We start from the raw sequence: 23,354 nt of genomic DNA on the forward strand, positions 1-23,354 counted from the left end.
ATTATGATAAAGTTGTAAAACACTGAAATAATTTAGCTCTTACATGCAAGAACCTTTTAAATTGCAAAAAAAAACGATGCCTTCTTACAGCATCGCCCACCTTAGTTTAAATTTACTGACTGATTTGAATAACTTTCCACTTTCTTATTTGAAACATAGCTATGCAAAATCATTCCAGAAATTACGATAAAAATACCAACCCATGATAATGGGGTAGGAAGCGGTATGGATAGAAATAATAGTTCTCCAACTAAGGCAAAGACCACTTCCATGGATTGCGTTGCTTCAACAGCAGCTAACTTTTGCATATTTCCTCTCACCATATCAGTAGCCATAAAAAATAAGACAGTAGCAATGATACCTGAAGAAAGTGCCACCAATAAGGATTGAAAACTTTGCCCACCACTTGGTAATCCAACGGTAAATAAGCCATAGAAAGATAGTAATAACCAGAATGGAAGACTTGCTAAAGTCATCCCTAACACCCTTTGATAAGCATCTAAACGCCCTTCACAGACGTCCATCATTTTGCGATTTCCTAAAGGATAGGCAAATGATGCAATAAGTATTGGGACAACTCCTAATAATACATTCTCAAAAGAAAGTTGCTTTGCGTGTTCCATTTGCATGAGGACTATACCTAGCAGAATAATCATTGACATAATTAGACCTCTAAATGGTATTTTCCCTCTTATCTGTAATGGCCCATTCTTTGTATGGATCGTCTCATAAAATAACGGAGCCAGCAGTGCGCCCGAAATAATCGTAATTTGCCATGTTCCCGCGATCAGCCAGCCCGGTGAGTATGCAGAGGCAAAACATAATGGGGCATAAAATAACCCGAAACCAACAAAGCTCCAGAGCAGCCATTTTCCAGGATTTTCTCTCATTTCTTTTAATAGTGGCCGCAGGTTTTTCCTCATGATGACAATACCCATTAGAAATGGGACCATGAAGATATACCGCAGCGAGGCACTCCAAATCCAACTGCCTCCCGACAACTCCATGGAAGCGTTAAGAACAAATGTAAAAGCAAAAAAGAAGGCTGCACAAATCCCTATTACGATTGATTTCACTAAATCCACCTCAAACCAAGCTGCAAGAATTTTCTTAAAACAATATATCGCATATTAGTATTTATTACAATCCATTATATTGGAATTTATGGGCACAAAAAAAAGACCAAGTGGTCTCTGGTCTAAAACGAACTACATGTGATGGATTAAAAGCACATCAAAAAACCATCCCCTACTGTTCACTCACGGCTAATACTTCATAAATTTCTGCTCCCTTTAAGTGAAAAAGATCCTCCATTTCAAATAAAGAAAATACCTTTGCTAATTTTACTGCCATTTTTTCAAAGATCGTACCTTGTTCGACAGTGTTTAAATATTTTAATTCGAGATTCCAATTCCTTAACGTCTCAGGAGTATGAATAATTATCGAAAAATAAATAGTACCTGGCCCAACCCCGCATCTTGACGAGAAGAATTAACAATTGCGGGTAGTGAACCAGGTACATACTTTTGCGCAGTCCTAAGTTATATGCTGAATGTATGAGCTTTGTTCAACTTAAGGTCAAAGCGATCTGCATTCATTACCTTGACCCACGCTGCAATAAAGTCACGTACAAACTTCTCTTTGTTATCTTCCTGAGCATAAACTTCTGCTAGGGCACGGAGAACAGAGTTTGAACCAAACACGAGGTCGACTCTTGTTGCTGTACGTACCACTTTACCAGTTTTACGATCACGACCAACATATACGTTTTCTTCTACAGGCTTCCACTCAACTCCCATGTCTAGCAAGTTAACAAAGAAGTCGTTAGTGAGTGTTCCTACACGATTAGTGAATACACCGTGTTCTGTTCCACCGTGGTTCGTCCCAAGAACACGCATACCGCCAATAAGTACTGTCATTTCTGGTGCAGTAAGGTTTAGAAGTTGTGCCTTGTCCACTAGGAGCTCCTCTGGACTAACTCGATACTGTGCCTTCTGATAATTGCGGAAACCATCTGCGATAGGCTCTAATACTGCAAATCCTTCAATATCTGTTTGCTCTTGAGTGGCGTCTCCTCGTCCAGGAGCAAACGGAACGGTTACATCAAAGCCTGCATCACGTGCAGCTTTTTCTACCGCAGCACTTCCACCTAGTACAATTAAATCGGCAAGGCTAACTTGCTTATTTAATTTACCTTTTAGGTCTTCGAGTACATGAAGGACTTTTGCTAGCAGCTCCGGCTGATTCACTTCCCAATCCTTTTGTGGAGCAAGACGGATGCGGGCACCATTCGCACCACCACGCATATCTGAGCCACGGAAGGTACTTGCGGAAGCCCAAGCAGTTGTTACTAGTTCGCTAACTGTAAGTCCTGAGTTAAGGGATCTTTGCTTTTAGCTCTGCTACTTCTGCCTCAGTTAATTCATAATCAACAGCTGGTACAGGATCTTGCCAGATAAGATCTTCTTTAGGAACCTCTGGACCTAGATATCTTGTTTTAGGTCCCATGTCACGGTGAAGAAGTTTGAACCATGCACGGGCAAAAACTTCAGCAAATTCTTCGGGATTCTGATGGAAACGACGTGATATCTTTTCATATTCTGGATCATACCGCAACGCCATATCGGCTGTGGTCATCATAGTTGGAACTTTTACGGATGGATCTTCTGCATCCGGTGCGAGATCCTTCTCATCCGGATTTACAGCCAGCCACTGGAATGCACCTGCAGGACTCTTTGTAATCCACCATTGATAGCCAAACAATAAATCAAAATAACCATTGTCCCACTGTGTTGGATTCGCGGTCCAAGCACCTTCAATACCGCTGGTGATAGTGTCATGACCCTTACCGCTGCCGTGGGTGCTTAACCAGCCTAGACCCATTGCTTCAATTGGTGCAGCTTCCGGTTCTGGACCAACGTGAGCAGCATCTCCTGCACCGTGTGCCTTACCAAAAGTATGACCGCCGGCTATGAGTGCCACCGTTTCTTCATCGTTCATTCCCATACGTGCAAAGGTTTCACGAATATCACGTGCACTCGCAACAGGATCTGGTTTGCCGTTTGGACCTTCAGGGTTAACATAAATAAGCCCCATCTGAACAGCTGCAAGTGGATTTTCTAGCTCACGATCTCCTGTGTAACGGTTATCACCTAGCCAATCTGTTTCAGTTCCCCAGTAGATGTCCTCTTCTGGATGCCAAATGTCTTCGCGTCCTCCTCCAAAACCAAACGTCTTACCGCCCATGGATTCAATCGCCACATTACCTGCTAGAACAAGCAAGTCAGCCCAAGAGATCTTGTTGCCATACTTTTGCTTAACCGGCCATAGCAGCCTGCGAGCTTTATCAAGGTTTCCGTTATCTGGCCAGCTGTTAAGCGGCGCGAAACGCTGTGCACCTGCCCCGCCCCCACCTCGGCCGTCGGTTATACGATAAGTACCGGCAGCATGCCAAGACATACGGATAAATAATGGACCATAATGTCCATAGTCAGCAGGCCACCAATCTTGACTGGTTGTCATTAAATCCTGAAGATCCTGCTTAAGTGCATAGTAGTCTAGTTTTTTAAATTCTTCTGCATAATCAAAGTCTTCTCCCATAGGGTTAGTTTTTCTGTCATGCTGATGGAGAATATTCAAATTTAACTGATTGGGCCACCAGTCTCGATTTGACGTACCGCTAGATTTTTTACTAGTAGCGCCTCCATGATGGAACGGGCACCCTTCTGCATTCCCATTGTTTTTAACGTCCATGTTTTTTCCCCTCTCTTTGTAAACTATGTAACAAATAATTATTCTTCTAGTGGTAGAAAAATAAACTGGCTGATAATAACTATTATATTTATATTCTACTAAGCTATTACTAAAAATTGAAAAAATAACCAACATAATCACAAATTTGTAACATTTAGGAGATTATTTAATGCCATTTATATCAAACAAAAAAGACTGCAGGTGAAAGACACCATTGCAGTCTAATGATACGAAACCATATTTATTTTATACCCACTGGATAGACCCAAACTCACCATGAGGATGGTTTTGTAATTTATATCTTCTAAACTCGAATTGTAATTTTGATAGTGGCAACTTATAAAGCTGTTGATCTTCTTTGGTATATACGTTTAAAAAAATTAATTTATTGATAAGTTTTTGGCGTTTTTTTTCATCATTATTTCTCATCAGAAACACTCCTTAATTTTCATAAAGTCTTTACCTAATACAACAACTTTTACGATTTATTTGATTAACTTCATTATAAACCTATAATACCTACCTGTAAAGTAGGAATTAAAATAAATTAACAAAATCTTTTTGAAAAAAAGAAAAATATCATTATTATATTAACAAACTGTTAAACAACAGGTTCTCAAAAAAAGTGTCAGATAAATAATTCAACAAGATATTTTTCTCAGATTTTTTTCTACAAAATTTGCTAACATTCAACTATATTTTAAGCCATTATAGAGTAAATGTTTCTTAGTTTATAATTCTAAAAATGGTTCTATAATTCCCTTTGACCAGTTGCAGTTTCTAGCTCCTATTCCCTTCCTGGTGCCAATAAAATTCTCTTCATTCGGGTACTTCGTGCATTAACTAAGAATCTAAATTTGTCGATTAATTAATGATATCACTTCCCATCATATGTAGTAACATATGGTTGAAATCAGACATAGTATAATAAATTCACTATAGGAGAGATTCAAATGACTAAGAACGAAATTGTAATTGTAAGTGCTGTTAGGACACCAATTGGAAGTTTTCTAGGAAGTCTACAAAATGTTTCCGTAAAGGAGCTTGGGGCGACAGTAATAAAAGAGGCCATTCTAAGGGCTGGCATAACACATGATAGTGTTGATCAAGTTATTATGGGAAATGTTTTACAAGCAGGATCTGGCCAAAATCCAGCTAGACAAGCTTCACTTGCTGCCGGTGTACCCCAAGAAACACCAGCGATCACAATTAACATGGTCTGTGGATCGGGCTTGAGAGCCGTCCATTTGGCAACACAGGCAATTCTTTCGGGAGAGGCTGAGATTGTCGTTGCGGGTGGAATGGAAAATATGAGTCAAGCACCATATTTAGTAAAAGGCGGGCGGAATGGGTTTAAGATGGGAGATCAAAAATTACTGGACAGCATGATCCAGGACGGATTGTGGTGTGCAGAGAATAACTATCATATGGGAATCACAGCCGAAAACCTTGCGGAAAAATATGAAATTACCCGGAACGAGCAAGATGAGTTTGCAGTATGGAGTCAACAAAAGGCTCAAGCAGCAATTGAATCGCACCGATTTATGGATGAAATTGTCCCTGTTGAAGTACCTGGTCGAAAAGGACAAGTAACACTATTCAGTCAGGATGAGTTCCCTAGATTTGGAACGACTACAGATAGTCTCGGAAAACTTCGTCCTTCATTTAATAAGAATGGGACTGTTACCGCTGGAAATGCTTCAGGAATTAACGATGGTGCTGCGGCTTTTGTTGTGATGAGCCGTAAGAAGGCAGAGGAATTGCACCTTACACCTATGGTAGTGATTAAAGCAAATGCTATAGCTGGTGTGGACCCAAGTATTATGGGAATTGGTCCTGTCCCAGCAGTAAAAAAAGCTTTACAAACCGCTTCTTTATCCTTAGAAGACATTGATTTAATTGAAGCAAATGAAGCTTTTGCTTCCCAATCGATCGCAGTAGACAGAGAACTGCATTTTAATAAAGAAAAGTTAAATGTAAATGGCGGGGCAATTGCATTAGGTCACCCGATCGGTGCAAGCGGCGCAAGGATTTTAGTGACATTAATTCATGAAATGAAAAAAAGAGAAAACCGCTTTGGTTTAGCGACGTTATGTGTCGGCGGAGGTCAAGGTGTAGCTACCATTATTGAAAATGCTTAATCTGCTTGAAATTACTAGTTGATGGATTTGAAAAAAAAATCAACGTGAAAACAGAGAAAAAGTCCTTATTTAACTATTCCGTTGTGAAGAATAGGTAAATTGACTAATTCAGCATTTTATAAACGTTTAGGCTTCCCTTGTATATTCATGAATAGAAAATACAAGGGAAGCTCATTTATCCATTAAATTTCAATAATCAAACGTTTGGAGGGAAAAATTTGAAAGTTGGTGAATCAGAATTTAATGTAAATAGAATGCTAGATATAAATGGTGGTCTTTTTAATAAGGAAAATGATTTGAAAGATAATCCTCAGTTTCTGTTTAATGAATATAAAAGGTTCTTTAGAGCTGAACGCTTTTTGGAATCATTAGAGTTTTTTACTCAATCTCTAGGAAAAGGATTTCCTAGAGCGGAGTTCGAAATGGGATACCACTGCTATTATGGGAGTGAACAGTTAAGAATCTCCAAGAACTACATTAAAGCTTTCAATTACTTTTCTGCTGCTGCAGCACAGGGACATGCGGATGCTCTCTATTACCAAGGGTTTATGTATCTTAAGGGTATTGGGGTTGCTATGGATATAAATCAAGCTCTTCTCTCCCTTAGTAGTGCTGCAAATCAAAATGAAAACAAATCATTAGATACAATAGGTCGGATTTATCACTTCGGATACTGTGATATTTCACCAGATCATAAAAAAGCCGAAAGCTACTATAGAATTGCAGTCAACCAGGGTTATCCCCCTTCCATGTTCCATCTTGCCTTATTATTTGAAAATCAACACAGGTTTGAAGAGGCTTATGAATTAATGATCCAATCGGCGAATAAAGGGTATATGGAAGCAATTAATTATACTATTAGTACATACAAGTAAAAAATTCATTTGAAATAAAAAAAGCCCAAATTTCGCCATTTTCAATAAAAGAAATTGGGCTTTTTTGAATATACATTTTTAATCTAGAAATCTCTAAGAAACACGAATTTTACCAATTCTTCTACTTCGATTACGATCTTTACTATTCAGTTCTCTTTGTGATTTTGGATTACCTGGAAATGATATGAGGCCGGCTTTATACAGGGCATATCCGATAAAGGTTGCAAAGATGGTACTTCTGATTAGATACCAGATGAATCTTCTTCCAACATTTCGTAACATGGTTTCACCTCTTTAACCTCCCATTGCTGATAATTATGTTGGAATCATCTTATTTATGTCGTCTTATTCAGCTCCATCATAACCCCTTCAGACTAGTATGACAGTGTGCACTATTTTCATTTTGCTTATGAACGTGATAAGTATCTGTTCTGGTTCTCCAATATCGCTAAACGAATTAGCTTCAGTTTTATTTCTTTGCTTAATGAAAGCCATTCCGGTTTAAAAATTTTCATTATTCATTCCCCCATTAGAGTATTGTTCGGTTTTGCATATAGTTAATAACCACTTAATTTGCAACAATAGTTCCGCTGAGATGTATTTGATTTTTATCTTCCCGTTTCCTCGAACTCTTTAACAATTTTCGTTTTCCATTTTAATTTAAATTTCTACATTTTTTTCAGGTTTTAAAAGATTGGAAGATATCAATAAGGGGTATTTGGTTTATTCTCCTTATCTAAAGGGTACTGAATTAACATCCCAAATTTAGGAGGTAATATCAAAATGAACAATGAACAGTACCCAAGCAAATTACCTGCACAAGAACAAAACCAGCAGCCAGGAATGGAGAAGGATATGAGGCCACTTCCAGAAAGCGAAAATCCGAACTACAAAGGAAGTAACAAGCTGCAAGGAAAGAATGCAATAATTACCGGAGGAGATAGTGGAATTGGACGTTCAGTAGCAATCGCTTTTGCGAAGGAAGGAGCAAATGTTTCGATTATTTATTTAAATGAAAGCAATGATGCTGAAGAAACGAAACAGCTGGTTGAGGAGCATGGTGGCAAATGCCTATTAATCGCTGGAGATATCGGTGATGAATCTTTCTGTAAAAAAGCTGTAGAGCAAACAATAGATGAGCTCGGCGGCCTTGATATCCTTGTGAACAATGCCGCTGAACAGCATCCCCAGGAAAGTATAATGGATATAGATTCAGAACAACTGGAAAAAACATTCAAAACAAACGTTTTTTCAATGTTCCATTTAACAAAATCCGCGCTGCCTCACCTTAAGGAAGGAAGTGCCATTATTAATACAACATCCATTACTGCCTATAAAGGGCATCCAAAGTTGCTTGATTATTCTTCTACAAAAGGTGCCATTACATCCTTTACAAGGTCTCTTTCCCTTCAGCTGGTCGAGAAAGGAATCAGGGTAAATGGAATCGCCCCAGGCCCCATTTGGACACCTCTTATTCCTTCTACTTTTACTGCGGAAGAAGTAAGTGAACATGGTCAGGATACACCGATGAAGCGACCAGGACAGCCGGAGGAGGTTGCTCCCGCATTTGTCTATCTCGCATCACATTCAGATTCATCCTATGTTTCTGGACAAATTCTGCATATTAATGGTGGACAAGTCGTTAATGGGTAGTTAGCCGTGGGGACGGTTCTTGTTAGCCAGTACTACTTGAAATCATGAGCCGTCCCCAGATTCTCTGGTTACTGTTTCCTTACATAATAAGTCTCCGTAGTTATAAGGTATATCCGAATCCCAAAATCGTAAAAGATTTGTCTTCATGATTGGAAGCCATTTTGATTTCTACCTGGTGTTCCCGGCAGAAAAGTGTACCAGCAGACAGACTTGCATTTTTGGAAGAAAAAATGGATAAGTTCTTAGATGTTTTTATCTTTGCGACACTGCCTTTCTATTGGGGAGTATTTCCTGACTACTGGGAAGGTTATAGTTTCATTTGAAGGATTCCTTGGTGATTATGACCTTGTTTGTGAAGATAAGAATGTAAGCTTCAAATTAGAAAAAGATGGTGAAACAATACAGATAGTAAATCTAGCCAAAACAGATGTACTAGTCTAAACTTAAGGCAAATTTTTGGCTGACAGTGTTAAATGGAAGTATCATCTACTTTTCTGTATGTAGATGCTTAATAAGGGAGGGAAAACTGTTGAAATCATTTGAAAAACTACATCCATTATTAAAAAGCTTTGTCGAAAAAGGTCCGGCTGGATGTGCCTGTGCAGTTACCTATCAAGGGAAAACTGTATTGAAGATTACATTGGCTATGCCGACCTTGAAACCGAAAAACCAATTTTATCGGATACCATTTATAGAATTTATTCAAACACCAAAGTGGTAACGTGTGTTGCTGCCCTTATTTTATATGAACGGGGATTGTTTTTGCTAAATGACCCTCTTGAAGAGTATCTTCCGGAATTCAAAGAACCAAAAGTTTACCATAGAAATAAAAACGGAGAGTTGTCGATTTTACCTTCTTCAAAATCAATCAGGGTCAAAGATCTCTTCATGATGACCTCCGGATTAACCTATGGAGGGGACGGAAATGAAACGGAACGTCAGGTTAAACTGGCGCTCAATAACTTTAATAACGATAAGGGTTCTGTGAATTTAGATGTAAGAGCACTCTCTCAAATGCTCAGCGAGATTCCACTTGCCTTTGAACCAGGGACACAATGGCAATATGGCTACAGTCATGACATCTTGGGAGCACTGATTGAAGTCCTGTCAGGTAAATCCTTTGGCCAATTTTTAAAAGATGAAATTTTTGATCCTTTAGAAATGAAGGATACATTTTTCAAGATTCCCGAGGAGAAAAAAGAGCGTCTTTGCAGCCTTTACAATCGTAGTGAAAACGGGGAGTTAACCAAAAATTCATTAATGGATGAGAATTATCAGCTTGGAGCCAAGTTTGAAAGTGGAGGCGGAGGGCTGCTGTCTACGTTGGGCGACTATAGTCGATTTGCCCACATGTTGGCAAACGGCGGAGAGCTTAATGGTGTCAATATTTTAGGAAGAAAGACGATTGAACTAATGTCCACCAATCATCTTCAGCCGGACGTGCTGCCGTACTATAACTGGGACTATCTGAAGGGCTATGGCTATGGATTGGGTGTAAGAGTCATGATGGATCCGCCTTTAGCTGGCAGTAACAGTTCAATTGGAGAATTCGGTTGGTGTGGTTTAGCGGGCACGTGGGTATTAATCGACCCAAAAGAAAAGCTTTCCGCTGTGTATATGCAGCAAATGCTGCCTAACTTTGAGGCTTACCATCATCCACGGCTTCGCTCGGTTATTTATAGTTCGCTTTAAGAACAGGTATAAGTGCTGAATTATTTAGGATTAGGAAAGGGGTGCCCTTAGTAGAAATCTTCTACTCTTGGGACCACCCCTTTTTATTTGTCCTAAAGATATTGGGACCTTATATTCTTTTATCTCCCTGACATATTGTGAGGTACTCGTACCATAACGGTAGTATCTGTCTGGTTTCCTGCCTTATCGATTGCTGTATACGTTATGCTATAGGTAAGATCAGCCTTGTTATTCGCTTTTTTAGCAAGCAATGTAAACCTCTTATCCAGCGCACCTAAAACAGCATCCCCCACCAATTGTTCGGACGCGTCATCAAGTTCACTTGGAATAATCGAGGACAGTACAACGGAATCAATCCCCGACAAACGGTCACTTGAATCAACGACCGCTGTTACTGAAACAGGTTTATTGTTGGCAGCCCAGAGTATCGTTTGATCTAATTCGACCTGAAGCGATGGTGCGGTATTATCCAAATAGATCGAAACCGTTTTCTTCTCCTCTACATTACCGGCGTTATCAACACTCCAATAAGTAAGGCTATGAATGCCTTCCGATGTAAATGTAACTGATTCGCCCGTTTGGGGAGCCCCGTTATCAATCGTGTAATACGTGGCTACGATACCTGAATCTTTATCACTTGCCTTAAAATTCACGGTTACATCTTTATTAACCCAGCCATTCGGCGCATCGTCGGTGGTTACAGGTGCATTCTTATCAATGTTATTGACGATCGCAACAACACTTCCTGCATTCCCAGCGGCGTCTTCAAACGTAAAGGTAAAACTTCCATTTTGGCTAAAAGTGTACTGATCTAACCCATTATTGTTCGTTACCGAAACAGGCTCACTTGGTATAACAGTCACAATTACATCTTTGTTGGTCGGATTGACATCACTATAGCTGATCGTCGCTGTAGGAGCTACAGTATCGGTTGGTTCTGTTGGTGCTGTTGCTCCCTTAATAGCTACTTCCATATAGAATAGATTTGCAACATCAGCTTTTCTAATGGTATGCGAGCCAGGTGCAAGGTGCACAGTTACAACGCCATCTGTCATTGCATAACTTGTGCCATCTATGTTGATTTTTGATGTGTCTCCTGTATTAAATACTAACGTTAAGGTTGAATCAACAGTAGTCGTAAAGTCAATGCTGGTCGAACTCTCAATTTTTAATGCTTGAGTCAGGGTCAGACCCTTATACACCACTGTTCCCTTACTTGTTGAAAGATTCCCTTGAATATTGAAGAAGCTGCTTGCTTTCCCATCTGTAGTAAAGTTATGAACATTTCCTGCAGTTGGCTGGGTTGGGTCTGTTGGGTCTGTTGGGTCTGTTGGGTCTGTTGGGTCTGTTGGGTCTGTTGGGTCTGTTGGGTCTGTTGGAGTTGAATTACCCCCTACAGATACAAGTTGGCTTTTGTAATTTTTTATTTTAGACATCAATGCGGAATTGAGGCTAGACGATTTATCATCCACGACATTATCAAATTCCCATATGAAGTCGCCATTATTTTGCCGTCCGGCTTCTGCAGTGACAATTTGTTCAACAAGACTTACGTCATCAATGTCAGATGCAGTTACTCCCAAATCAATGCGAGTATCAAAGTTATTATAAGTTGTTCCGCCTACTAAGGTTTTATATGAGGTTGGTATAATCTCACTTCTTGACGAAGCTAAGTAAGCATCAAATGATGTAGCATTAGCGGTTGTTGTTCCTGTATCGGAATTAGCATAGATAATACTTGCAGCGTCAACCAAAATATTGTTGTATGCTTTAATCATTCCTCCATCTTCATCCGAGAATGTACCTTCTCCTAAAGCATCAGTACCTTGCAAGGAACTCATCATTGGATATTTCGCATTTCTAAAATAGTTTGATTCTACAAAGGATGAACTTCCTGTTGTTACACCAACACCATATTTAGAGATTCCATCAAAAAAGTTATTGTACACATGAACAGTTCCTGTTCTTATACGTGGATGACGAGAGTCTGAGTGATCAAACCAGTTATGGTGGAAGGTTACAAAGAATTCTGCTGATTCATTTAAACCAACTAGAGCCGCTTTTCCGGCATCCCAATAGTGATTGTAAGAGAGTGTAATATAAGTGGAGCTACCTTTCAGGTCCGTGGAACCGTCACCTTTTGCCTGGTCGGCATCTCCTCCTGCCGTTCCATAGAAAAGATCATTATGATGAATCCAAACGTTCACATTGCCAGTATCCATTGAAATGCCATCGTCTGGGAATAACGCAATTCCTAGGTTTCTTACTTCTACATTACCGACATATCTAAGCAGGATTCCCCATCCATAAGTATAAGTATCTTCCCCGATACCTTCTAATGTCATATTCATCTCCGCATAATGGGATTTACCTTTTACTTGAAGATATCCGCTGCTGTTAAGTTGTCCCTGCATGTCGGTGTCAGTAATTTTTCCAATAAATCTGATGGCAAGCGGTCTTTTATCATAACCTTTTTGTCTCAGGTTCAGAATATCACCTATTCCGACACCTGGTGTGACAGCTCCTGAGCTGCTGGTTATCACATCATGAGTTACAGTTTGTGCATTCTTAGATGTTACATAAATAACTTGAGCGCCAGCCTTAAGTGTTCCATCCTCATTATAAGCACCTGAACCAGTGCTATATGTTGAGTTTGATGCAAAAGCAAAACCAGATCTGTCATGTGCAGCTACAGACAGCGTATTTGAAACGATACTTACTATTGAATTATCTGAAAGTACTGCTTCAACTTTCATGACATATTCTCCAGCTGCAAGTCCTACAGCATCAGCTCTCCAATACGATCCGTAGCTTCGAATTAATTCAGTATCGATTTGTTTATATTGAGAATCTGGTGCACTATCAGGTTTAACATAAACGTTATATCCTACCGCATCACCTACAGATGACCATTCTATATACGCAGTTTCATTCCAACCTCCACTGTTGATTATTGAAGGGCTAGCAGCATGTACCGTAGTGTTTGCGAATCCACCGAATCCGCCTGCTAGTAAAGATAGTACAAGAGAACACATTAAATATATTCTTAATACTTTTTTTCCAACCATAAGTTCCTCCCCAGTCAATTTGTCATATATAATTTGAAACCGCTTCCAATAGACTTCTAGTTTTATGCCACAAATTATTTAATTATAAAATAAGTATTTATCTAGATTTATTGGACAACAAGTATTCAGCATCTCGGGTGAGATAATCTGCATATTGCACATAAATATGCTTGCCTCTTTGAGCCTGAACCTCATTCAAAAATGCAGCCAAATTTTCCGCGTCCAGCTTGCTCTTTAAGCTTTTACCTATGCCGTTACTATCTATCCATCCGGCTTCCGTAAAGCGTGTAATCAATTCCTTTAAGGATTGGATGCTAGTAGAAGTTTGGAACCTAACAACATGATTTACCATATTCCCAGCCACATCGAATGCTGTTATGCTATACTCGTGTTGACCAAGTGGGAGCGTATAAAGAGGAATTGTCTTCCCATTTTCTACGGTGTTTCCATCCAATATTATTGTTGTTTTTGTGTTGTCAATTTCGGACAAATTATCTTTGAGCTCCATGACCGGTTTGATATCTGCGGTATCGGTGTAAATATCATTCGCAACGCCAGTCATATCGATAGTAGGGGCCGTGGAATCTAGATTAATAGAGATGTTTTGCTTCTCTTCAATATTTCCGGCATTATCCAATGAACGATAGCTTACATCATATTTTCCATCCATATTGATTGTGATCGGCTCTGTGTATGTTACCCAAGTTTTTCCACCATCAAAGCTATACTCCGTTTTGGCCGCACCCGATAGTTTGTCAGAAACGTTAAGACTCAACTTTACATGATGTGTATACCACCCGTTCAGTCCGTCCGGTTGAGCTGGTGTGACAGCAGCCTCTGTAACAGGTACTGTTGTATCAGCAGATGTCACTTCAACACCGTCAACTACTAGTTTAATATCACTAAAGATTATATCCGCATTACGTGCTACAAACATACCTACGTAAACGTAATCTGGATCGATGCTTGTAAGTTTAAAATCAAACCCTCCAGTAATAGTTGCTTCATTTCCAACTTTAGTTGCATAACCGTCTGAATTGCTTGTAATAGAAAGATTTATGGTGTCTCCTACAGAAATTGGGTTTGCTGCTGTTCCACCCTGGGTAAGCACTCCACTCTTTCTAGCGAAACTATTCCATAATCCTCCTGTCGCTGCCTTAGTGAGCTTTAAAGGTGCTGCTGCAACATATTCACCCATAGTAGTGTTTATATAAGAATCGATATACATTTCATCCCTGGCCATCAAACCAAAGGATACTTGATCATTCAAACTAAAGCCATTAATTTTCGCTTTAGCTGTTAGTGTAAATGTGCTGTTTGCAGGTACTTTATAGTAATACATGGCAAATCCATCAGTCACACTGGCAATTTTCCCTTTATTATTGGCTACTGCAATATGCATATTTCCATCACTATCTGTTTCAAGAGTTTGATTTGCAGTACTTGGATCACCGCCAATATCACCAAATACCGTACCTTTCCAAATACCATAATCTTCCCATAAAGTACTTTGCTGCAATTCACCAGTATACGGCGTTTCTTGGTAATTAGGATTTGACACTAACGTATCTGATTTCGTTGGAGCTTTAGCATTTATCACATGTTCTGCAAGTCCGCTTACGCCTAATTCTTTAATTGCCTTTATTAGAAGGTACGCATTATACCTTCCGCCCCAGATATTGGTATGTGTATTATCCACACTTTGCGGTTTTGAAGAGGTCCACGCATGGAGATACAGAGTTTCACTTGGGCTCAGTTCGTCATATAGAGTTTTAGTTAAAGTAGTCATATCAACTACCGGTACATTAAGCGCAGTCCCCAAATCCCTAATGGCTTGTCGATAATCTCCGCCTGGAAACTCTTTGACAGTGTCTGTAATATGAAGATTAGAATTGCTCCATACACCTGTATTCGTTCTTCTGACAATAGGAGTAGAAAGGATGACTTGAGTTCCCGCCGCCTGAGCCGGTTTAATATAATTTTCATACAAGGAATTCGCAAATGATCCTGGATCCAAATAAGTTCCATTCGGATTTGTATATCTTTCCGGCTCTGTTTTTTCATCATTATGGCCAAAACCGATTAATAAATAATCTCCGCTCTTCATGCCGCTGAGTAACGTTTGATACTCAGGATCAGTTGTATAGCTTTTTGAACTTCTTCCAGACAAGGCAAGATTTTTTATGGTGAAGGAGCCATCGAGATAATTTTCAATTTGAGTGCCCCATCCATACCTTGGATAATAGTAATTATCCGTAAAAGAGCTTACTGTCGAATCCCCAACAATCCAAATTGTTGGAGTACTGGCAGTAGTTTTTTCTGTTATTGTCCGGTCGTTAGATGGTTCACTGGCAAATGTAACAACGTTGTTAAATGCTAGTGTGAAAAACATTATGAAAGTCAGTAATGTACTAATCGCTTTCTTTGACTTAATTTTCATTCTTGAACCCCTCTCGACAATTGAAGCTTTTCTTTAGATCACCAATACATGAATAAAGTATATTACTCCATCTTGGCTCTCTAAAAGAAATACACGAATGAAACCGTTGTTAAAAATGGATGCGTTATTTCTTTCGCATGTTTCAGTTCTCCCTTCAATTTATTTTGTGTTACCCACGTATGTTATTATGAAGGTTGACACAATGTCATAGTCAATAATTAAAACGTTTTCATTCCTGCTATAAAAACGAAAAGCTCCCCCTTCATAAAAAAGGGGGAGCAAAATATTTCAGTTGAGCTAAACTTTTAAATAATGATTTATTTATTGGACAACAAGTATTCAGCATCTCGGATGAGATAATCTGCATATTGTACAGAAACATGCTTGCCTCTTTGAGCCTGAACTTCATTCAAAAATGCAGCCAAATTTTCCGCGTGAAGCTTACTCTTCAAGCTTTTAGCTATGCCGTTCCTATCTATCCATCCGGCTTCCGTAAAGCGTGTAATCAATTCCTGTAAGGATTGGATGCTAGTAGAAGTTTGGAATTTAACAACCTGCGTTACCACATTCCCAGCCAAATCATACGCTGTTACACTATACTCGTGCTGACCAAGTGGCAGCTTATAAAGAGGGATTATCTCCCCATTTTCTACGAATTTTCCATCCAATGCTATAGTTGTTTTTGTGTTGTCAATTCCGGACAAATTATCTTTAAGCTCTATGGCCGGATTGATATCCACGGAATCGTTGTAAATATCATTCACAACGCCAGTCATATCGATAGTAGGAGCATTGGCATCTAGATTAATAGAAATGTTTTGCTTCTCTTCAATATTTCCGGCATTATCGACTGAACGATAGCTTACATCATATTTTCCATCCTTATCGATTGTGATTGGCTTGGTGTATGCTTTCCAAGTGTTTCCACCATCCAAGCTATACTCCGTTTTGGCCGCACCCGATAGTTTGTCAGACACGTTAAGACTCAACTTTACATCATGTATATACCACCCGTTCAGCCCGTCCGGTTGAGCTGGTGTGACAGCAGACGTTGTAACAGGTGCCGTCTTATCAATCAGAACATGTAGATTATGAGCCTGTTCAATATTTCCTGCTTTATCAATAGAATAGAAGGATACTGTATGATCTCCCTCTGAACCTATTGTAAAGAATGTACCATTCACATAATCAGACCCATTGATTGAATAAAAGGTTTCGGCAACACCACTTTCGTTATCGGAAGCGTCCAGTTTGACGGTTACGTCGTCTTTCGACCAATCTGTTGGAGCATTGGAGGTTGTGACTGGAGCGGTATGATCCACAGGTGCTGCAGAAAGTCGATCAATAAGAGCCTGGGTCTCAGCAGTCCAATAAGTATTTAGCTGACTTGTATAAACACCGCTTGTATCAGGGGTATATACACTTACTTTGCTGTGTGAATCCACTTCAAATTGTACGCTGTTCTTACCGTCGACACCGCCTACTCTTACAGGTGGAATAACGTAGTTAGAGATGTTATATCCAAGGTCCTGTATTTCATTGGCAATGGACGCGCCGTTATAAAAACCGCCAATCTTATTATTGTGAGTTGAATCTGCAGGGACCATTACTGCCTTTGCTATAGGAGAGCTTCCATTCGTGGCTGCAGGGTCATCCTTGTATGCTTTTTCAAAGGACTCTTTTGTTAATTCAAACATATCAATCACTTTAACATCCTGCTCCGCACCTAACTGTTCAACCGCTTTTACATAAGCATTATTGGAAGTCGTTATCGTTCCAGTTGTGGTGTCCGTAGCATCATGATGAGTTCTTATGGTGCCATCCACGTTAAAATACTGTCTTGAAACAGGAGTAACTAAAATAGGAGTTGCTCCTGCATTTCTTGCTACTTCAATATACTGTTGCAGATACCACTTGAAGGTACCACTTGTATATGGATAAAATTCTGCGCCATACTGTTGTAAAAGACTTGCCGGTGTTGCCTCTTTAACCCCCGGAATGGAAGGATAAACACCGTTTGCATCCGGTGCTCCCATAGATACAAATCTGTCTAAGAGATATCCTGATTGATTTGCTTCGTCATTATGTCCAAATTGAACCAGCAAATAGTCACCGGATTTAATGGTGGAAGCAATTTTATCAAGACTTCCTTCATTTATAAAGCTTCTTGAGCTTCTGCCTCCGTTTGCATAATTAACAACATTCACCTTATCAGAATTGAAAAATTTCTGTAAATATTCTCCCCAACCACCTGTATCTGAGGTTGGGCCGTATGTCTTAACCGTTGAGTCACCTGCTAGATAAATATTTACACGCTGACCATCCGGAATTTCATTTCCTCCGCCGCCGGAGGAGCCAACTCTAACCAGGTTATCAAGTTTAATAGACATCTTTGTACCCTTCAAACCATTCACGTTTTCCGGTGTCACAACAGCCTTGATATAATAGCCTGCATCGGCACTTGTAAGTTTGTATGTTTTTGAAATATACGCGGTTGTTGCATGGATCAACGTCTCAGTTCCATCCAGACTTACTCTGTACCACTGGATTAAAGAACTGTCATTTACGTTATCATTTGGATGATTAAATTCATATCCTAAGCTAATGGTATTTCCGACGTAAGGTATATTGATATCATCATCTGTTGTGAAGAAAGGATCAACCTTGAATGTTGGCGCTGTATCACTGTCAGCTTTATAAGATGATGGTGTCCAACCTCCAAAATAATCGGCAACATTAATTGCGGCAGCTTGTGCCTTCGTTAAAACGGGTGCTCTTCTTTGCGATGTATCTACTGCTGAATGATTATAAGTCGTATTGTGTTCTGCAAAATGCGCATTTTCAGGTGGACCACTCATATCCGTCCAGCCTTTTGGGTCTATGATAGAATCACTCTGAAGCTTGGTATCCAAAAAGGTTACTCTTGCTCCTGCTCCCCAGGGTCTTCCGAAGAAACCTGAAGCCTGCATATTTTTACTGCCAGCTGTTACAGTACTATTCCTAAAAAGGTATCCATGGGACGCTGTATCTCTTGCTGCTGTGATATAACCACCTACAGCTTTTTCACTGTAACCGGCGAAAATCAATGTAGCATTATCAAATACCACATTTCCATCACCAAATATATAGTCTGTGTTACCTTCTATAAAAGCGTTTTTAAAATAACTGCTATTCGTAGCGCTGCCACCAGTGTAAAGTGTGTCCTGGCTTCCAAGGAAACTACAATTAACAAACTCTGCTCGGTTTCCTTCGATAATCATAGCTGCAGCTCTTTCTGTAGCTGCTTTTGAGGTAACATCTGTAAAAGACTTTCTGTCTACATTTATTGTGCTAGCGGTTGGTATATTGGCAAGCTCCACACCATCTGCTAACTCCTCATCTGTCATGTATTTGTTGAAGGAATTTTCAAATACGATGTTTTGAGCTTTGAAGTCGGTAGCCGTACTAGTGAGATAGACGGTACCTCCCCATTTACTGGCAATATTTTTTGAATACTTATCAAATGCATTTTCCTCATTATAGAAGCCGTCAGAACCCATGCTGTAATATTTATACCCAATACCGTAATACCAAGTAATTTTAACCTGCGTACTTGGATCGCTGGTTGGATTTGGATGAGAATTTACAAGTGTTATATATGGAGTTTTTATTATAAGCTGTGCCCTGTAAACAACCGGCGCAATGTGAATGGTGATTCTATGAGCTTCATCGGTTGGGTTCATTCGGGCTGCTGCGTCTAGTGCCTCCTTTACTGTACTGAAATTATTGGTCTTAGAGCTGTCACCAACATACAAATCTGGAACCCAGGCAAGGGGCTCAGGAGCAGTGTTGTTAACAAACAGAATATCCTTAGTGGTATCGTGCCCATTAATAACTAAGTGGGAACTCGTACTATAATTGTCGGAACCAACAGCTGTAACGTTATACGCACCATCTCTGAGGCTTACTGTGTATCCGCCATTTGAAACGTTCCCGGCATAAGTATATCCATCATCAACATTTGTAAATGTAATTCTTGAAATTTGAGCAGTTGAGGGTAATCCCTGGAATAACCCGGTTGCAGTATGTACTGCCTTTTTAGCAAATCTAATATCCTGAACGGTGTCAGCGCTTAAATTTATACTGCCGCCATCCACAATTTCATAATCATTGACACCTGAAATAACGGCTGTATACGGTACCCCGTCCTGAACATCAGCTTTAAAGGTGTTATCATTTGTATTTACTATAGCTTCAACCGGTGAGAAAAGGCTTACTTCTGGAGGAGTAAATTTCATTTGTAATTTACTTACATCATAGCTGGAGTCAAAGCCCTTAATATTACCACTAACCGTGACAAGCATGTTAGCTACAACATCAAAGCTAACACTTTTTCCTTGCGTAATATCAGAAGTCGATGTACGTACGACCTTGGTTTCATCAGAAATTCTGTAACTGGCTATATTTTTTAACGTGACAATATAATCATAGCCCGTTGCGAGAACGGCATTAAAGGAATTGTCTGCATTAGCATTTACAGTTGTCGTATCACCGGTTTTCTGATTCGTAAAATTAAGTGCATAACCTTCGGTAATATCACTGCCATTTAAATTGACAGATCCACTTACCTTAACTCCAGGAGTCCTCATCACTCTTTGGAAATAAGGTTTTCCACCTTTTTCAGCTGAAACATAAATTTGATAGGATCCGGAATATTGTGCTGTGAATTCAACCTTTTGTGCAGATGTCGTAAAAGCAGCTGTGCTATCCTGAACCTGTGAAGTATCCGGTTTTACTGTAACTGTCGTACCGCTTACACTCACTGCTGCGTGAACAAAGTGAATGGTTTCATCTCCATTACTCGTTCCACCATAAACGGTAATTTTATCCCCAGCAACAACATTCTCAAGGGTCAAATACCTTCTCCCGGGACCTCCCGTACCATTTGCGTAATAAACTCCGTTTGCATGATAACCATCATCATAACTATACTTTTGACTTCCCCAGAAACCAGAGGAATTTATACCTACGGTAGCACCATCTGACTGATAATAGTATGACCTATCCGTGGTACTTGGATTGGCTATGGTTAAATCCCCAAATGCAGTGGTTACAAACGTACCAGATTTAATTGTCGTTTTACTGTCAAGAACATCCGCTGTAATAATGTTGTTGTATAAATCTCCCGAGGTTTGTATTCCTCCAAGATCCCAAATGTCAATTTTCCTGTCGTTAGATGTATCACTGGCAAATGCAACAACGTTGTTAAATGCCGAGGTAAAAAATATGATGAAAGTCAGTAATATGCTAATCACTTTCTTTGACTTGATTTTCATTCTTGAACCCCTCTCAACTATGGAAGCTTCTTTAGATTACTAGATTACCAATACATTAAAATAGTAAATTTCTTACTCCGTTGCATAGCTCTCTAATAGAAATTCAAGAATGAAAACGTTGTTAAAAATAGTGGCCTTTTCTCTCTTTTTCGCATGTGTCAGTTCCCCCCTCCAAACATTTCTATTACCCACGAATGTAATTATGAAGGTTGACACTATGTCATAGTAAATAATCCAAAGGTTGCATTTCCGCTATGGGAACACCAACTAGTACATACTGCATTTCCTGTTGATCTTCTATCACATTGGCAATTACAATGCCAATAATGTCCCCATTCATTTTTAAGTTATGCTCCTGCATATACTTGAAAGGTTCTTTCAGCAAAGCTTCTTTTACATTTTTTTCGCCATTTACCGGGAGCTTTGCAACACTAATGAGGGATTTTCGTTTTTCATATCTTTCCGTATATTCATTTTGTTTTATATTATATCTATCCATATGGGCCGTTTTAACAGCCACACCCGCATTTAGAATGAGACGGTCGTTTTCTACATCTTCTTTTCTAATTAGATAAACCCGCAATACTTCCGGCGACAAATATAAGTGATCCTGGATGGCCGTTACCCTTTGTGGTTCCGTTAATATTTCATCCCTCCTTTGATAAAGTACATATGAAAGATCCACGCAATCTCTTATATAGCATAGTTGTTTAATTTCCTCTGCTTTTTTCATTAAAACCAAATCATCACTAAGCCTACGTCTTAAATTTGTTAAATAGTTAATTTGTTCGTCAAATTTCTTCATTTGCCTCTCGTATTCAGAGATTAAGCCTGCCATATCACTGTTCTTCATATTTCCTATTTCGGTATGTGTAAAACCATACTTCCGTAATAGTCTAACATTCATAAACGTTGATAGGTCATCTTCATTGTAATATCGATAATTGCTATTTTGAGTTCTTTTGGACTTGATATAACCCATCTTTTCATATCTTCTAATTGTATTTGTTGTAACGTTAAGTACAGTTGCTAATTCACTAATCTTGTATTTCATAAAATCCCCCTTCGGTATAACAATGAGTTGTGATTTTTATATTATATACCAAATATTCTGACATCTTAATATTTCTTGACGCCAATCCTTAATAATATTATTCCTTTGGGCTACGACAATTTAATATATTCTAACTATTGTCTTTATTCAAAAAATACACCTTTCATTACATAAATTGAAAAAAGTCAGAGGTGTAAAGTAATGAAAGTTTTAGAGAACGTAAGTAAATTCGCCGGCAGTACTTTTGCCGTCTGGGTGCTTTTATTTGCAGCCTTATCGTTTTTTTCTTCTAAAATTATTGAAATCATAATACCTAAACTCCCTCAATCCCCAATTTCTGCAAAGATATGGGGCTTTTCTTCCGATTGTCTGCATAGATTGTAGACAAGGGTAAGTGATCTCTCAATTAAAATAGTAAACCAGGAGGGAAATAACCTAATGCAATTTATTGAAGATGTTAAAGATGTGAAATTTAGTTTTTTGGAAAAGCCGCCTACGTCGTCGATGACTTATGCTTTTGTTTATGTCAATAATCACAACGAATACTACGCAGTTAAAAATGGAGATCGTTTGTCACGTAGTGAATTACGGATTGGCAAATATAAAAGGGTTTATACAGTCAATATGCAGCAGCATACCATCACATACAAAGAGGAAGTCCCTTCTGCAACAAGAGGAAGAAGGTTTTCTGTTAATCTATTTATCGACATTGCCGTTGAATACCCCGAACGGTTAGTTCAACAAAATGCAGGAGAATTTGGCGACATTATTAACAATAATTTGCCCTTTTGGGTGGAATCGGAAGCAAGATATTATCCTATTGAAGAAGAGCTTAGTTTTGCCAGGCATATCGAAGAATTTTTTCAAACCTCGCCATTAGTCAAGGTGTTAAGAGAGGGTGGAATTGTTGTTCGAAATGTTCGTGTTTTAATCCGGCAAGGGATTCGGGACCAACGCCATGACGATGCGATTGCCGATTTAGATCGAAATGCGGAACTGTCTGCCTATCAAGAGGCTCTAGACTTGGAGGAAGCACGCCGGATTTCTGCCTCGATTAAAGATGCTCTTCAAGCAGGTGATTTTATCACGGCCGGAAAGCTTGGAGAAAAGAATGAAATGGCAAAGCGGTTAGTGGAATCGGAGTTTATCCAAAATCAAGCCTTCAAATTTGAGGTTAACAAACAACTTTTCAACTTAATCAACGATCTCTCTATTGACCAGTTTGAGGCAGAACAAAGATTGGCCAAGCTAAAAAAACTATTCCCGTATCTCCCTGTCAATCTAGAAAACATCAATAGAAAAAAACAGATTTCTGGTCCAAAGAGAGAACTTCAATCCTATTTAAATAAAGGAGATTAGCGAT

14 protein-coding genes and 2 pseudogenes are annotated in these 23,354 nt (G+C 39.2%); 7 read left to right on the plus strand and 9 right to left on the minus strand.

Annotated elements, in window-relative coordinates; translation table 11 throughout:
* Positions 1 to 101 precede the first annotated feature (101 nt).
* From QFZ31_RS10895 to QFZ31_RS10905, 3 genes and pseudogenes are all read right to left on the minus strand, one after another.
* Entirely contained in the window at positions 102 to 1,076 is a 975-nt protein-coding gene (locus tag QFZ31_RS10895) for a multidrug resistance efflux transporter family protein (RefSeq protein WP_307302997.1), read from the minus strand.
* 465 nt (positions 1,077 to 1,541) lie between these two features.
* Positions 1,542 to 3,753, minus strand: a pseudogene (gene katG, locus QFZ31_RS10900) (catalase/peroxidase HPI).
* A gap of 246 nt (positions 3,754 to 3,999) precedes the next feature.
* Positions 4,000 to 4,182 carry a Fur-regulated basic protein FbpA gene (locus QFZ31_RS10905; RefSeq protein WP_179599136.1) on the minus strand — a complete coding sequence of 61 codons (183 nt, stop codon included), beginning with the start codon at positions 4,180 to 4,182 and terminating at the stop codon, positions 4,000 to 4,002.
* A 524-nt stretch (positions 4,183 to 4,706) separates the two neighbouring features.
* Here QFZ31_RS10905 and QFZ31_RS10910 point away from each other — a divergent pair.
* Both QFZ31_RS10910 and QFZ31_RS10915 read left to right on the plus strand, forming a co-directional pair.
* The gene (locus tag QFZ31_RS10910) at positions 4,707 to 5,894 is read left to right on the plus strand and encodes an acetyl-CoA C-acetyltransferase (protein ID WP_307302998.1); all 1,188 of its coding nucleotides are present in this window, start codon (positions 4,707 to 4,709) and stop codon (positions 5,892 to 5,894) included.
* Positions 5,895 to 6,112: 218 nt separating this feature from the next.
* Positions 6,113 to 6,769, plus strand: a complete 657-nt coding sequence (locus QFZ31_RS10915) for a tetratricopeptide repeat protein (RefSeq protein WP_307302999.1) — start codon at positions 6,113 to 6,115, stop codon at positions 6,767 to 6,769.
* Between the two features lie 93 nt (positions 6,770 to 6,862).
* Here QFZ31_RS10915 and QFZ31_RS10920 read toward each other — a convergent pair whose 3' ends face one another.
* On the minus strand, positions 6,863 to 7,051 hold the full coding sequence (locus QFZ31_RS10920) for a hypothetical protein (RefSeq protein WP_307303000.1): 189 nt from the start codon (positions 7,049 to 7,051) through the stop codon (positions 6,863 to 6,865).
* Between the two features lie 501 nt (positions 7,052 to 7,552).
* Here QFZ31_RS10920 and QFZ31_RS10925 point away from each other — a divergent pair.
* From QFZ31_RS10925 to QFZ31_RS10940, 4 genes are all read left to right on the plus strand, one after another.
* Positions 7,553 to 8,422, plus strand: a complete 870-nt coding sequence (locus QFZ31_RS10925; protein ID WP_307303001.1) for an SDR family oxidoreductase — start codon at positions 7,553 to 7,555, stop codon at positions 8,420 to 8,422.
* Between the two features lie 246 nt (positions 8,423 to 8,668).
* Positions 8,669 to 8,863: a hypothetical protein gene (locus QFZ31_RS10930; protein ID WP_307303002.1), complete on the plus strand. Its 195-nt coding sequence runs from the start codon at positions 8,669 to 8,671 to the stop codon at positions 8,861 to 8,863.
* Positions 8,864 to 8,951: 88 nt separating this feature from the next.
* Positions 8,952 to 9,143: a hypothetical protein gene (locus QFZ31_RS10935; RefSeq protein WP_307311913.1), complete on the plus strand. Its 192-nt coding sequence runs from the start codon at positions 8,952 to 8,954 to the stop codon at positions 9,141 to 9,143.
* Positions 9,110 to 10,114 (plus strand): serine hydrolase domain-containing protein, encoded by a 1,005-nt coding sequence (locus QFZ31_RS10940; protein WP_307311513.1) that lies wholly within the window; start codon positions 9,110 to 9,112, stop codon positions 10,112 to 10,114. The genes QFZ31_RS10935 and QFZ31_RS10940 overlap by 34 nt, the downstream gene beginning before the upstream one ends.
* A gap of 119 nt (positions 10,115 to 10,233) precedes the next feature.
* Here QFZ31_RS10940 and QFZ31_RS33820 read toward each other — a convergent pair whose 3' ends face one another.
* The 5 genes and pseudogenes from QFZ31_RS33820 to QFZ31_RS10960 all read right to left on the minus strand — a co-directional run bounded on the left by QFZ31_RS33820 (position 10,234) and on the right by QFZ31_RS10960 (position 21,991).
* The gene (locus QFZ31_RS33820; RefSeq protein ID WP_373459914.1) at positions 10,234 to 11,088 is read right to left on the minus strand and encodes an OmpL47-type beta-barrel domain-containing protein; all 855 of its coding nucleotides are present in this window, start codon (positions 11,086 to 11,088) and stop codon (positions 10,234 to 10,236) included.
* A pseudogene (locus QFZ31_RS10945) lies at positions 11,080 to 13,182 on the minus strand (pectate lyase); the annotation flags it as partial. The gene QFZ31_RS33820 and the pseudogene QFZ31_RS10945, both read right to left, overlap by 9 nt.
* Positions 13,183 to 13,279: 97 nt before the next feature.
* Positions 13,280 to 15,622: an OmpL47-type beta-barrel domain-containing protein gene (locus QFZ31_RS10950; protein ID WP_307303003.1), complete on the minus strand. Its 2,343-nt coding sequence runs from the start codon at positions 15,620 to 15,622 to the stop codon at positions 13,280 to 13,282.
* Between the two features lie 317 nt (positions 15,623 to 15,939).
* A complete protein-coding gene (locus QFZ31_RS10955) occupies positions 15,940 to 20,937 on the minus strand; it encodes a pectinesterase family protein (protein WP_307303004.1) in 4,998 nt (1,665 codons plus the stop codon).
* Between the two features lie 220 nt (positions 20,938 to 21,157).
* Positions 21,158 to 21,991, minus strand: a complete 834-nt coding sequence (locus tag QFZ31_RS10960) for a MerR family transcriptional regulator (RefSeq protein WP_307303005.1) — start codon at positions 21,989 to 21,991, stop codon at positions 21,158 to 21,160.
* A 438-nt stretch (positions 21,992 to 22,429) separates the two neighbouring features.
* Between QFZ31_RS10960 and QFZ31_RS10965 the strand changes: the two genes are divergently transcribed.
* Positions 22,430 to 23,350: a hypothetical protein gene (locus QFZ31_RS10965; RefSeq protein WP_307303006.1), complete on the plus strand. Its 921-nt coding sequence runs from the start codon at positions 22,430 to 22,432 to the stop codon at positions 23,348 to 23,350.
* Positions 23,351 to 23,354: the final 4 nt, after the last annotated feature.

Source organism: Neobacillus niacini, from assembly GCF_030817595.1.
Classification (GTDB): domain Bacteria; phylum Bacillota; class Bacilli; order Bacillales; family Cytobacillaceae; genus Neobacillus; species Neobacillus niacini_G.

Excerpts from the sequence above, each read along its gene's own strand:
- QFZ31_RS33820 (WP_373459914.1), bottom strand. The coding sequence starts at position 11,088 with ATGGAAGTAGCTATTAAGGGAGCAACAGCACCAACAGAACCAACCGAT.
- QFZ31_RS10965 (WP_307303006.1), top strand. The coding sequence starts at position 22,430 with ATGCAATTTATTGAAGATGTTAAAGATGTGAAATTTAGTTTTTTGGAA.
- QFZ31_RS10920 (WP_307303000.1), bottom strand. The coding sequence starts at position 7,051 with ATGTTACGAAATGTTGGAAGAAGATTCATCTGGTATCTAATCAGAAGT.
- QFZ31_RS10960 (WP_307303005.1), bottom strand. The coding sequence starts at position 21,991 with ATGAAATACAAGATTAGTGAATTAGCAACTGTACTTAACGTTACAACA.
- QFZ31_RS10955 (WP_307303004.1), bottom strand. The coding sequence starts at position 20,937 with ATGAAAATCAAGTCAAAGAAAGTGATTAGCATATTACTGACTTTCATC.
- QFZ31_RS10950 (WP_307303003.1), bottom strand. The coding sequence starts at position 15,622 with ATGAAAATTAAGTCAAAGAAAGCGATTAGTACATTACTGACTTTCATA.
- QFZ31_RS10905 (WP_179599136.1), bottom strand. The coding sequence starts at position 4,182 with ATGAGAAATAATGATGAAAAAAAACGCCAAAAACTTATCAATAAATTA.
- QFZ31_RS10910 (WP_307302998.1), top strand. The coding sequence starts at position 4,707 with ATGACTAAGAACGAAATTGTAATTGTAAGTGCTGTTAGGACACCAATT.
- QFZ31_RS10925 (WP_307303001.1), top strand. The coding sequence starts at position 7,553 with ATGAACAATGAACAGTACCCAAGCAAATTACCTGCACAAGAACAAAAC.
- QFZ31_RS10930 (WP_307303002.1), top strand. The coding sequence starts at position 8,669 with ATGTTTTTATCTTTGCGACACTGCCTTTCTATTGGGGAGTATTTCCTG.